General features: G+C 29.3%; 11 protein-coding genes. 9 read left to right on the forward strand and 2 right to left on the reverse strand.

Annotation, left to right across the window (positions count from 1 at the left end; genetic code table 11):
* Positions 1-15 precede the first annotated feature (15 nt).
* The 7 genes from P3X86_RS00875 (at position 16) to P3X86_RS00905 (ending at position 10574) form a co-directional block, all read left to right on the forward strand.
* Positions 16-2853: a CotH kinase family protein gene (locus P3X86_RS00875; RefSeq protein WP_483290733.1), complete on the forward strand. Its 2838-nt coding sequence runs from the start codon at positions 16-18 to the stop codon at positions 2851-2853.
* Between the two features lie 248 nt (positions 2854-3101).
* Positions 3102-5012, forward strand: a complete 1911-nt coding sequence (locus P3X86_RS00880) for a glycosyltransferase (RefSeq protein WP_483290734.1) — start codon at positions 3102-3104, stop codon at positions 5010-5012.
* Positions 5013-5163: 151 nt separating this feature from the next.
* Complete coding sequence (locus P3X86_RS00885; RefSeq protein ID WP_483290735.1) at positions 5164-6927, forward strand: DNRLRE domain-containing protein; 1764 nt, start codon at positions 5164-5166, stop codon at positions 6925-6927.
* A gap of 100 nt (positions 6928-7027) precedes the next feature.
* Positions 7028-7915, forward strand: coding sequence for an NUDIX hydrolase (locus tag P3X86_RS00890; RefSeq protein ID WP_483290736.1), 888 nt, complete (start codon positions 7028-7030; stop codon positions 7913-7915).
* A gap of 13 nt (positions 7916-7928) precedes the next feature.
* On the forward strand, positions 7929-9284 hold the full coding sequence (locus P3X86_RS00895) for a nicotinate phosphoribosyltransferase (RefSeq protein ID WP_483290737.1): 1356 nt from the start codon (positions 7929-7931) through the stop codon (positions 9282-9284).
* 28 nt (positions 9285-9312) lie between these two features.
* Positions 9313-9702 carry an SdpI family protein gene (locus tag P3X86_RS00900; RefSeq protein WP_483290738.1) on the forward strand — a complete coding sequence of 130 codons (390 nt, stop codon included), beginning with the start codon at positions 9313-9315 and terminating at the stop codon, positions 9700-9702.
* A gap of 89 nt (positions 9703-9791) precedes the next feature.
* Complete coding sequence (locus tag P3X86_RS00905; RefSeq protein ID WP_483290739.1) at positions 9792-10574, forward strand: GNAT family N-acetyltransferase; 783 nt, start codon at positions 9792-9794, stop codon at positions 10572-10574.
* A gap of 195 nt (positions 10575-10769) precedes the next feature.
* On the opposite strand, the gene P3X86_RS00910 is transcribed toward P3X86_RS00905, so the two are convergent.
* Entirely contained in the window at positions 10770-11453 is a 684-nt protein-coding gene (locus P3X86_RS00910) for a hypothetical protein (protein WP_483290740.1), read from the reverse strand.
* A 292-nt stretch (positions 11454-11745) separates the two neighbouring features.
* On the opposite strand from P3X86_RS00910, the gene P3X86_RS00915 reads away from it, so the two are divergent.
* Both P3X86_RS00915 and P3X86_RS00920 read left to right on the forward strand, forming a co-directional pair.
* Entirely contained in the window at positions 11746-13164 is a 1419-nt protein-coding gene (locus tag P3X86_RS00915) for a CAP domain-containing protein (protein ID WP_483290741.1), read from the forward strand.
* Between the two features lie 138 nt (positions 13165-13302).
* Positions 13303-13434, forward strand: coding sequence for a hypothetical protein (locus P3X86_RS00920; protein WP_483290742.1), 132 nt, complete (start codon positions 13303-13305; stop codon positions 13432-13434).
* Positions 13435-13683: 249 nt separating this feature from the next.
* Here P3X86_RS00920 and P3X86_RS00925 read toward each other — a convergent pair whose 3' ends face one another.
* Positions 13684-14361, reverse strand: coding sequence for a TIGR00266 family protein (locus tag P3X86_RS00925; RefSeq protein WP_483290743.1), 678 nt, complete (start codon positions 14359-14361; stop codon positions 13684-13686).
* Positions 14362-14377: the final 16 nt, after the last annotated feature.

Genomic DNA, 14377 nt, shown 5'->3' on the forward strand with positions numbered 1-14377 from the left:
GTTAGAGGTGATACAATGCTAGGTAATAAAAATTTAAAAAAACAAGCTATGTTATATTTGCTAGTATTGTTATGCTTAATATTCGTGCTTATTGAGCTTAAATCATATAGGAAGTATCAGTTTGCATCAAGTCAATACAGTGAAAACAGTGAGATAAACCTTAAAATATCATCAGATGACCTCATAGCATTGAATAACAAAGATAGTAATAAGTTTTTTAGAAGTGTTAAGATGCTAAAGGATAATGAATACATAAACATAGAAATTAGATGTAGTGAAAATAAGAACTCACCATTTGAATTAAAAATAGATGATGATATTTATAAACTGTATGAATTAAATCCAGAAAATATTAACAAATATTCGCTGATTCAGATAGCAAAGCATTTTGACTTAGAGGCTTCTAGTATAGAGGTCAAAGATTTATGTTTTAATGAGGTAAGTATGGGAACATTTCTAGTAGAAAAAAAAGTTTATGAGTTGGTTCGTAGAGATGATACTGGTTATTTTGTGTCTTTAGACAGTGAAACAGAATTCATTAGAAATCTAAGATATATGCTAAAAAACGAACTTCCTAATGCGTTAGATAAAATTGACGAAGAAAAGCTTGCAAGATATACAATAATAGGGCAGTTACATAACAATAAGTATGATTTTGATAATCTATATTTTTTATATAATGGAATCACTGAAAAAATTGAACCATATGCATGTATGGATATGCCAGATTCTAAAATAAAAGAGTCAGAAAGGCTATATTCACAGTTATCTTCATCATATATATTCAAGCAATTCTTAAATAAACTAGATGATAAACTAATAGACAATATTATTACAACCAATAATAAGATATATGCTGAGTTCAATATAGATAGTGGTAAAATTCTAAAAAGAAAAAACATGTTAAGTACAATTTCTAACATTAAAAAAGGAATACAAAAAAAAGACAAAACTATAAAAGAAAAAGTTTGGTATGAAGCAAACAATAAATGGGAGTGCATGACAATATCCAATAAGAGCGGATTTTATGAAAAACCATTTAAATTAGAGTTTGAAATACAAGATGGATATAGAGTGTACTACACCATAGATGGGTCAGAGCCTACAATAAATTCATATTTATATGAAAAACCTATAGATATATATGATAGAAGTAATGAGCCAGATGTATTGTCACAGATAAGAACAACATCATTAGGATGGAAAAATACTCTGTCCAATAGCTTTAAAGGTACAGCAATAAGATGTAGAGTATTCAAAGATAGTTTACCAGTTAGTGATATTGTAACAAATACTTATTTTGTAACTCCAAATATGAAAGAGAGATATACATTGCCTGTAATATCATTAGTAACAGATAAAGACAATTTATTTGGTTATGATAAAGGAATATATGTGTTTGGTAGGATAAGAGGATGGTGGAAAAGTAAAAATCCAGGTAAACCTCCAACAAGTGGTTCATCTGCAAATTATACACGTAGAGGTAGAGTATGGGAAAGACCAATTCACATGGAATGGTTTGAACCCAATGGTGCTAAAGGTTTTTCTATAAACTTAGGCACTAGAATAAATGGAGGTTGGAGTAGAAGGTATCCTATGAAGTCACTTAGATTCTATGCTAGAAGTGAATACGACGAAGAAAATATTATAAAATACGAAATGTTTCCGGGCTTGAAGAAAGAAAACAGTGACGAACCAGTAGATGAATTTAAGCGGTTTTTACTAAGAAATTCAGGTCATGATGTTGTACTCACTATGTTTGAAGATGGATTAACTCAAGGCTTGATGGATGGATTTAGGATTGATACACAGAGTTATAGACCAGTTGTAGTCTTTATAAATGGAGAGTATTGGGGAATTCACAATCTTAGAGAAAGACAAGACGAAAGATATATACAGACACATTATGACATGGAGCTAGAGGATTTTGTCATACTTGAGAACAGATATGGAATATTACATGGTACAAAAGAAGATAAAAAGCATTATACAGATACATTGGAGTATATAAGGACTCATGATATTACTAAAGATGAAGTGTATGAAAACGTAAAAACTAAAATAGATATAGAGAACTTTATAAACTATTATACATTACAGATATATTTAGTAAATCTAGATTGGCCGGGAAATAATTCCAAGATGTGGAGGCGGAACACGATAGACTATGAACCTAACACACCATATGGATTTGATGGTAGGTGGAGATGGCTGTTATATGATACGGAAGGTGGCTTTAAATACTATAGATATGATATGATTGACTACATGACAAAAGAAGGTCAAAAAGTAGGTCTTAATGCTGAGTGGGCAACATTTCTATTTAGATCACTTCTGAAAAACGATGAATTTAGGAATCAGTTTTTGTGTAGAGTGACAGATATGTTAAACACGAATTTAAAACCAGAGCATATTCTAGAAAAAATAGAAGAGTATAAGCATCATATAGAGCCAGAAATGCAGGAACATATAAATAGATGGAATACATGTGGAAAGTCCATGGAAGGTTGGGAAAGTAATATAAATATATTAAGAGAGTTTGCTAAAAGTAGGCCTAAATTTATGCTAAAGCACTTCTCTAATCACTTTGGGCTAGATGGAACATGTGATATTAAATATTCTACAAATATTAAAGAAGCAGGCAAGATAATAATAAATGGTTATGAAACTAAATTTACTGATTGTCATTTTGAAGGAACATACTTTAAAGGAATTACAAATACAGTTAGAGTCGAGGCAAATAATGGGTACGTATTTAAAGGATGGCAGGGAGATATCGCCAGTCATGATAGTACTATTAATATATCACCATCAGATAATATAAGTATTATAGCAGTATTTGAAAAAAAATAATACAACAGACTGTAGACAAAAGCCCAATTTTTGGTTGCCCCAAAATTTCCGTTGCTCACTTACCTCTAAGTAAGCTGTGCTACTTACTCAATTTTAACACGCCTACTACAGTCTGCTATCTTGATGACTTTGTCATCAATTTAAGGATGTCATATCGACATCCTATTTTTTTTAGTATGTACACATTTATAAAAACATACATATACTGAAATAGGAAAACTAAGATTTTGATACTTAGGAGTGGTAAAATGAATCCTCTAGTGAGTATAATAATTCCTGTTCATAATAATGAACAACACATAGTAGAATGCTTGAATAGTGTACTAAAACAGACGTATCAAAATATAGAGATTATTATAGTAGATTCCAATTCACAAGATAATACGAAAAATATAATTAAAGGATACACCGACGATAGAATAAAGATAATTGAGCTACAAGAAGATTTGGGACTTGATAAAGCATTTGATGAAGCTTTTAATAAATCCACAGGGAGCTTAATATCTAGAGTTGATCCCGATGATATATTAATTGATAATAAAGTAGAGGAGCAAGTAAAATATTTAAATATAAATACGCAAAAACAAATGGTCTCCTGCTTGATAATATGTTCATCAATAGATGAAAAATTACTAAAGCCGTCTAAAAGAATCCAGAATCTGCAAAATGCATATAAATCATGGTTAGAGATAGAAAAAGCAATCATTTCAGATTTTGTACCAGTGCTTTTTCCAACTATGATGTTTAGAAGGGAGCTATATGAAAAGGCAAAAAAAGTGACGAATAGTGATGGTTTTAACAATCAAGTTGACTTGTTCTTAAACTTCTTAAAAATAGCTTCAATAGAAAAAATAAATAAAAAATTATACATTTATAGAAGACACAAAGATGCATATCATATAAAAAATGATGTAGAGAGCAATAAATATCAAAATAAATGTCTTAATAATAGTGGAATAAAAGATTTTTTAAATGCTAGAAAATTAAGAGATAATAATAGGCTTAGTAATATAGAACTAACATCAGTAACTGATAGTAGTAATTTAAGAGTACTATTATTAGTAGATTCACTTGATATAGGAGGAACAGAAACGCATGTATTAAGTTTAGCAAAAGAGTTAGCCAGAAGAAATATTCATGTAGTTGTAGGAACAACCTCTGGACCACTAAGGTATATGTTTGACAAATTTGGAATAAAAGTAGTGAATATTGGAACAAGAGGAGAGCTTAGTGGCAAAAAATTATTTGGATGTATAGGAGAGGTTAAAAAGATAATCACAAACGAAAATATAAATATTGTACACAGTCACCTATTCTCAAGCATGAAGATAGGAGCAGAAGTTTATAAAAACTATAAGATTCCTCACGTTATCACATTGCACGGTTTATTCTATGATGATGAAATATTATGGACAACATGTATAGATTCTTCAAAAATAATAGCAGTGAGTAATCCTGTCAGGAGAATGCTTGTTAACAGACTTGGGGTGGCTATAGATCGGAAAATAGCAGTAATAACAAATGGCATAGATACTTCATCATACACTCCATACAGTATAAGTGATGAAAAGAAAGAAAATTTAGGAATATCTAGAAATAGCACTATTGCACTTTATTGCGGTAGATTATCGTACAATAAAGCAATTGCCGCCAAAGTATTTGTAAGGAGTTGTTATGAAGTAGGAAAAATGTACCATGACCTTCAAGCTATAATTATAGGTGATGGATTTGAGAAATGGAATATATTTAATGAAGCGAATGGGAAAAATTGCAATGTTGGCAGAGAATTAATAAGTATGAAAGGATTCAAACTTAATGTAAGTGATTATTACAATGCAGCTGATATAGTAGTAGGTACAGGAAGAGTAGCAATAGAAGCAATGGCATGTGCAAAGCCAGTAATTGCATTAGGTGACAAGGGTTTTACAGGATTAGTATCACCACAGACAAAGCAGGCACAAATAGCTAATTACTTTGGAGATCATGCATCACCTCATGGATTCAGTCATGACAAAATAGTAAAAGAGTTGAAAAGACTTCTAAATAAGCCTTCATTAAGACATGAATTGGGTACATGGGGTAGGCAGTGGTGCGAGGAAAGCTTTAATATAAAGAGTGTAGTAGATGAAACAATTGAGCTTTATAAAACAACACAATAAATACAATAAAAATCTTGAGTCGTATTTCAGGCTCAAGATTTTTTATTGTATTTTATCGCCATTTAGGACAATCAAGACAGTAACATATCACATATAGATTAAATAATATAGTATTATCTACTAGAATTAATAGCAAACGAAGGGTGATTAAATGAAAGAGCTTATTATTTATCCTACAAAAGATGCTATGGTCAGCAGTAATAATAAGGATCAAAATTATGGTAAGGACCATAACTTTTTCATAGGTATATCAAAAGGAGAATCTGTGTATAACACATATTTACAATTTGAATTACCTTCATTAAAATCACACAACAAAGTAGAAAAAATAGAACTCAATATTTATATTATGAAAAATGAGAATAAAGAGGTAACTAAAAAATATAAAGTAATACGACTGATAGATTCATTTGATGAAAATAAGATAACTTATCAAAATGAATTGTTACAATCAGAGCCTCATGAAGCATACTTTGAAATAAAAGATGAATTAGATAAATATATAAAAATAGATGTAACAAAACTCTACAAAGCTTCTATCAACAAAAACGAATTTATAATGGAGATAAAACCATTACAAGATAGCGAAAAGGATTGTGTAGTAGGGTTTTATAGTAAAGATTCAAACGAAATTAAGTTTTATCCATATATAAGAATGACATTTTCCGCAGAAGATAAAAACTTAGCAGATATGAAAGCGGATAACGAAATAATAACAAAATACTTTAACCTAGGTAGCAAAATGTACTATAAAAAAGACTACAAGAAAGCTATGGAATACTATATACAATTGCTTAAGGTATTTGATAGAGAGGCTAAAATTAGCCCAGTATTACTTTATAGATCATGCATATGTTATATAGAGTTAGGGATGTATGTGCATGCATATAAATTATCAAATGAAGCACTTCGTATATATGAGAATTTACCTGAGTTATATTATGTAAGAGGATTACTCAATATAAAACAATGTGAGTTACTAAAGGCAAAGACAATGTTTGAGACATATCTAAAACTACAAAAAAAATCTCCTAAACTATATCAAAGAATAGGAAGTAGTGATTATTTAGCTAATTATTATTTGGGAGAAATACACTATGAAACAGAAAGTTACGAGAAATCTTTTGAATATTATATAAAATCAGTAAAAATAAATCCAAGATTTAAAAAAGCATATTCCAAAATAGTAGAAATATTGCTTTTAGAAGATAGAGATATTGGGTATATCGAAGAGTTGTTGCTTAGATTGAAGATGTATGAGACAAAAGAAAATGTAATATGTGATTTAGTAGAGGTTTTAATAGACATCAAAAAATATGTAGAAGCTGGAGAATTGCTCAGGAAAATAAACCAGAAAAATAAAAAGGCAATGTATCTAGAAGGCGTATTGCTAATGAGAATTAAAAAATATGAAGATGCGATAAATAAATTTAATAGTATTGATAATATAGAAAATATAGAAAATGCAGGGTTTGATAAAATATTATGCTACCTGTATTTAAATCAAATTGATAAAGCAAAAGAAGTTCTCTATAAAATAAGTTTTAATTATACAAAAAAATCGTTAGTTTACAGATTGTTAGTGTATAGCGTATTTGATAAAAATACTAAGATAACAAACAAAATATTAATAGAGCTTGAAAAAAAATCAAATGGATATGAAGAAGAAATATATAATCTTCTTGATAAGATATTGGCGACAGCAGGAAGTGAAATATTTGATGATTGTTTGTATTTAACAGAATTTATTGATAATGATGAGGTATTATTGAGACTAGGGAAATTATTTTATAAGCACAAATTGTATCTGATAGCATTATCTGAATTTGTCAGATCCATTAAAGAATACAATCACATTGACAAAGAGGGTTTATATATAATGAAAAAATGCTTAATAAAACTAGAAACAAATTAATCCCTTGACATAAATGAAATCAGGATATATAATTAACCTTGAGTTAGGAACTAAAAGTTAATAACTCGAGGTTAATTTCTTTTGTAAAGAAGGTGTTAGTGTGGACAACAATATAATAAAGGAACATGATACATATTTATCTAACTATGCATCTAGATTTTACGTGACATGTGATACACTTGTATTTACTGTACAGAACGAAGAAGGAAAAGAGAATTCAAACGATTTGGATGATAAGAAGCTGAAGATAGCACTAGTAAAAAGAGAGAATACGCCATATAAAAACGAATGGGCATTGCCGGGGGGCTTTGTAAAAAAAGAACAAGAAACAACATATCAAGCTGCAATGAGAAAACTATATGAAGAAATATCATTAAAAGACATATATATAGAACAGCTCTATACATGGGATGATGTAAGCAGAGATCCTAGAGAGCATATACTTTCAGTGTCGTATATGGCATTAGTCAATAGTGATGAAATAAAAATAAAAGCTGGTAATCATGCCAAAGATGCAAGATGGTTCGAAGTTAACAAGAAATTTAAACAGTTAAACAAATCCTTAACAGATTATGGTTACATAAAGGAGGAAATATATGAAATAATACTAACAAATAAGGATATCAAGATAGTTGGAACAATTAAAGAAATAATAACAGTAAAAGGTAGTATAAAACAAAAGAGAACAGAAGTCATGAAAGACGAAAATATAGCTTTTGATCATATAAAAATTATAAGTTATGCATTAGAGAGATTGAAAAATAAAGTTGACTATACGGATATAATGTTCAACCTCTTACCACAGTATTTTACAATAGCACAGGCTCATTCAACATATAAATTACTAACAGGTAAAGATTATACAAATCAAAATTTTAGAAAGAAGTTTAAATACAAGTTGATAGAGACAGATAAAAAGTCCAAAAAATATAGTCCAAAACCTGCTAGATTGTACAAGCTAAATATAAATTGGGATCAAGAACAGTAAGGAGAGATGACAAATGACTAAATTTAATAAAAAAAGATTAGATGATAAATTATTTCAAATTGATGATAGAGTTAAAATGGGATGGTTTACAGATGAATACCTCAACAATAACGTTAGGATACTTTCAACATTAGCAAAAGAGGGATATAAATTTGGTGATAATGAAAGTGATCTTTCACAAGTAGATACGACGGATGTAGAGAATGGCAACCTAGAAGTAGAGATGCAGTTTTTTACAAGAAGAAAGCCTTTTAGCGTGGTAGTAGGGGTAGACGAGGCTTTATCAATTTTAAAAGAATGCACAGGATATTACGAAAATGGAGAATTTATAAATACATACAAAGACATAAAGATAGAAGCAGTAGAAGATGGAACAATTGTAGAATACAGTGGTAATCCATCAGAAGTAAAGCCAGTATTAAAAATTAGAGGAAGATATAGAGATTTTGCACATTTAGAAACAGTACTTTTAGGTGTGATGTCTGAGCCTACAAGAATAGCAACAAATGTGTATAATACATTCGTTGCAGCAAATGGTAAAGATATATTGTTTTTTCCAGCAAGGTTTGCACATTATAAAATGCAAGGAATACATGGATATGCACATAAAGTAGCTGTAGAGTGCTATAATAATACGCACAAAAAGAAGCTTCATCCATTTGTATCCACAAACGAACAAGGATCATGGTGGGGTGGAAAAGGTGGTGGAACAGTAGCACATGCTACAATAGCATCTTTCTTAGGCAATACAGCAGAAACAATGCTTCAATTTTCTAGAATAATGCCAGTAGAAATATTAAGGATAGTACTCATAGATTTTCACAATGATTGCGTGAATGAGACATTAGGAGTAATGAAGAAAATGTTTGATAAGTATTGGCAATATTACAGCAAAGGTCAGCTAGAAGAAGCTAAAAAATACAAACTATATGGAGTTAGACCAGATACATCATCAAACATGATTGATAAAAGTATTAAATATCCAAGTAGTGAAGAAGATTTTGGAGTAAATCCAAAACTCATATGGAATCTAAGGTCATCGATAGACACAGCATATATTGATTGGGCAAAAGAATTTACAAAAGAAGACATAGAAAAAGGTAAATTAAGAGTATTAAAAGAATGGTGTCAAAGTATAAAGATAATAGTAACAGGTGGATTTAATGCAAAGAAGATAAAATACTTTGAAAAATTTAAAGTTCCAGTAGACATATATGGAGTAGGCTCTAGTTTACTTAGAAACGATAAAGAAAGCAATAATGATTATACAGCAGACGTAGTAAGAGTAAAAATCCATGATAAATGGTATGATTTAGCCAAAGAAGGCAGAAATGTATGCTACAATGAGGAACTTATAAAAGTGAAGTAGATATCAAGCAAGTTCAAAGGGGGATATTATGTGGGTTCTTTTGATTATAAATACTATGTTTGCTATTTTAATGATTGGTGGAGGAATATTATTCAAATATAAACCACCCAAATATCCACCAGATGCAAAGAAAATTAAAGGTCTGAAAAAAATAGTAGAATGTTACGGTGGATACAAGACGCCAACATCAATGAAAAGTCGAGAAAATTGGTACAAAGGGCAATGTCTATTTTCAAAATTCCTGTTAATGTTAGGGATAGTTATGATGCCAATATCGATTGTGTGTTTAATACTCAATATATTTAATATTATTTCAGATAAGATTATTTTTATTTCTGTAATGATAGAAGTATTTATATTTGGATTTGGCTCAATTATATATTGTGAAATAGAATTAAAAAAGAATAAAGTTATATGAATTATTGTGACTTGTAACTGATGATTAACCATTGACAAATCCCACCACAGTATTATATACTCATAAAAAGCTTAGAGGGGTGATTTGTGATGATTGTTAGACTAACTGAAAAGGATAACGAAAAACTAATGGAGTATCTCTATGAAGAAAGTGAAATAAACTTGTTTATAATAGGAGACATAGAGAATTATGGTTATGATGAAAGCATTATCAAGGTTTGGGCAGATGTAAATGATAGCAATAAAATAAAAGGAGTATTGCTCAGATATAAAGAATTCTATATTGTATATTCCAAGGGAGAGTTTGACGTAGAAGGTTTTGTTTCTATTATGGAAAAATCACAATATAAAGCTATTTCAGGTAAAAAAGAAGTGATGTTAAAAATAAAAGATTTAATTGATCATGATAATTTTAGAGAGATGTACTTTGCAAAAGTCACTAAAGATACATATAATGATGAAGATAATGTTAATAATCTGGCAGAAAAGTTTACATTAGATGATATAGATGATATGTTTAAGCTTAGAGACGGTATAGAGGAATTTACAGTTAGTTATAATAGAGATGAAATAATAAAAGAAATTAAAGATGATTTTAGAAAGCAATATATAGTAAAAATTGATGGTAAAGTAGTATCAACGGCATCAGCAATAGCAGAAAACTCTAAATCAGCTATGATAGTTGGGGTTTGTACAGATAAAAACTATAGAAAAAAAGGGTACGGTTCAATGTGTGTACGAGCTTTGTGTAAAGAATTACTAGAAAATGATAAGACGCTGTGTCTATTTTATGATAATCCCAAAGCAGGAAGAGTATACAAAAATATAGGTTTTGAAGATATAGATAAGTGGTGTATGATTCAGAAAAAATAGAGTAGAAAAGAATATTATATATATTTTTACTGATAATATTATAGTAAATTTAAAAAAGCAAATAAACTTCAACTGATAAAGCCATCTATATGATGGCTTTTTATTTAGTGAATAACTGGAAAATCAATAAGGCAACGTACATATTCATAAGTAGAATTAAATAAAGTGATAAAAAAAGCTAAATATAATGGATTTTTAGAAAGTTTCTTTGTTATTTTTTTTATCATACTTCACCTCCTCATTAAATTTATCAATTGCTTTATCTAGATAATCTTTATCGCATAAATTATCTGTGAATTTTAAAAAATTATAAAAATCTTCTTTAAGTATATTTGCATTTATATAATCTCTTAAATAGAATAAATTCATGATTTTTATCATAGTAGTTACTAAAAAAGTTCTATTAAATAATTTGAATTGTTGAGCTATTTTTATTACTTTTTCACAATAAATTAATGATTCTTCGTAGTTTTTAAAAACATAAAAACCGTTTGCAATATTACCAAATATTTTAGCTGCAAGTTCATTATTATTAAGTCTATATAACTTTGATGTTAGTTGTTTTTTATATTTCATGAAGTTTAGCTCATCTTCATTCTCAATATGAAAATTCATCAAAGAGTTAACTATCCGGAAATGAATTTCGTTTTCTAACTTATTTGGTTTAACTTTTTCTAAGAGCTGTATTGCTGTCTTCTTTTTGCTACATGAATAAAACTCTGTTAGGGATTTAATCCATTCGTGGAATAATTGGTCTTGAGTCTCTCTATCTGTTATTTTGGAAGATAATAAAAAAGCTTCTTCATATTTTCCGTTTCTAATGAGATTAAAAATTTCTTGTATGTTTACAACTGCTTTATCATTTATGCTTATTTCCAAATAGGTCGCCTCCTTGGAATAATTCAATTTAATATAATTATATAGCATAATGGAAAAAATGTCTAGCTTTACACTCTTTTTACAAAACTTTGCATATTTTGCTCTTAGGAGTAATTATAAGAATTTACAAACACGAATTTTTAATAGACAGTAACATTAAAAGAATTATTTTAATCTTTGAAATGTAATAAAATGACATGATATATAATCATATTGTTATACAAGTGAAACAATATTTTGTTATAATATAGTTAACATAATATGAGAAGAAATATAGGAGGTGTTAGAAAGAGTGTTACAATCTAAAAAAACTAAAATTATTATGTCAGTTATATTAATTATGATATTTACAATTAATTCATATGCAATGGTATCAATAACTGACTTAAAAGATATCAACAAAACTGGGTGGTACTATGATGATGTCAAATTGCTAATAGAGAAAAATATAATACATGGTTATTTAGATAACACTTTTAGACCAAACGACAAAGTAAAAGTAAACGAATTTATAAAAATGGTCGTAGAATCACTAAATTACAAAATAAAGCCACTTAAAAATGATTGGGATGCAGGTTATATAAATAAAGCATTGGAAGAAGGTTTAATAAATAAAGGCGATTTTGATAATTATGATAAATATATATCCAGAGGAGAAATGGCAAGAATAATCTATAATAGCTTAGACGAAAAGTACGATAAAGATATTAGTAAATATAGTAATCAAATTAAGGATTATTCATCTATGAATAAAGCAGATCAGCAAATGGCATTAAAAATATATTCAAAAGGCATAATAACTGGATTTACAGATGGTAGATTTGGGTTTAACATGTCAGCAACAAGAGCTGAGAGCTCTACAATAATAGTAAGGATGCTTTATCCAAAGAAAAGAATAATACCTAATGAAGCATGGACAGGAAGCAGTGATTTTAAGTATAGAGATATAGATCTTGGGTTAAAAGAATCAGAAGTAAAGAAAGTACTAGGTAATCCAAACCGTATAGATCAAGAATCTAGTGGATATAAATGGTACATCTACAATAGTGATTATTCAAAATTTGGTATGATTCTTATTAGTAAAGGCAAAGTTGTAGGATATTATACAAATACTACATTGACAAATGTAAATGGCTTAGATATAGGTAGCACAATACAAGATATAAACAAATACTACAAAGGAAAAGTCATTGAAAATAAGTTTATAATAAACAATGAAAAATTCACAGCAAATTTACACATATATGATAATAAAATATTAGGAATTTTAGTGTTGGACTCAAAAGTAAAATATAGCCCTGCAACGACTCAAAAAGATTTAAAAAACATGGAACTAGGGCTATTAGATATAGTAAATGCAGAGAGAGTTAAAAGGAATCTATTAAAGCTTAGATGGTCAACTCAGGCAAATGCTAGTGCTAGAAAACACAGTAAAGACATGGTAGACAATAATTATTTTGGGCATGATAGTTTAGATGGTAAATCAGCATTTGATAGAATGAAAAATGAAGGTATCAATTTTATGGCTGCTGGAGAAAATATAGCATCAGGGCAAAGAAATATATTTGATGTGCATACGGCATGGATGAATTCGTCAGGACACAGAGAAAATATATTGAGTAAGAATTATACACATTTAGGAAATGGAATATGGCTAGATAAAAGTAAAAACTATATGTACTACACACAAAATTTTTATAAACCATTATAAGATAAATAAACTTCCCTCTAAACATCTTTTAAAAGATTCTTAGGGGGATATTTTATAGCTTCAACAAGAAAAATATTACAAATATTTAAAATTATAGTATAATCAAAGTAAGGATAAAAATTATTAGGAGGTGAGTTTATGAAAAAATTAACTAAAAAAGTTACTCCAAGACAAAACACACTAATATATTCATATAAGTGTACGTGTACTGCATGTCCGTTATTTGATTACGACTACTTAGATTCAACAAGATATACTGCTAGATATTAAAACTAAAATTCCTAAAAAACAATAACTAACTGCAGGGCAAAACAAAAGGGCTGTTTCAGATATTGAAACAGCCCTCCGACTTATAGAAGAAAGCTTAATTTCTATGTTTCCCAAGATTTCCGTTATTCACTTATCTATAAGTAAGCTCTGCTACTCAATTTAACATGGTCTTTCTACAGTCTGTTATCCTAGATGACTTTGTCATCAATCTAAGTGCTGTAACTGTCTTAGGATACGGAAACAGTCCTTTTATCTTTGCCCAATGTAAGGTCTTAGCCATCCACCAAAAGCAGAAGGATTTCTTGTTTGTATATATATTTTACCAGGACCTGTAAACCTACATACTAAACCTTCTCCAGAAGTAAAGGATGATATCCATCCACTAGCTGCTTTTTCTACATTATAGTCTACATTACTTGGCCAAGCTACTAGATGTTGGTTATCAACTATATATTCCTCACCAGCAGGTATATCTATTGCGTGAATTTCACCAAACGAGCTTATAAATAATGTACCGTTTCCACTGGCTCTTAAAATAAAGAGTCCTTCGCCAGAGAAAATTCCTTTAGCTAGATTTTGAACTTTAGAATCTATATTTACATCAGGAGTTGATGCTAAAAAGCCATCCTTTTGAAGGATATATTCATTAGTACCATCAAGTTCTAATGTGATAATTCCACCTGGTGCAGATGTAGTAAAATAAACCTCTCCGTTACCTCTATTTGCCTTTAAAGTCTGAAAAAAGAACTTTTCACCAGATAATTTTCTACCAATACCTTTGAACAATCCACCTTCAAGCTTTCCTTCAACATCTATAGTGCTAGACATAGCTACCATTGCTCCAGATTCAGCTTTTATTTCCTCTCCTTTTATAAGGTTTACTTTAACCATAGGAAAAGAACCTCTATATAGTATTTCATATTCCATGCTATTGCCTCCTTTA

The sequence above is a fragment of the Abyssisolibacter sp. ZYX002 genome (genome assembly GCF_056892235.1).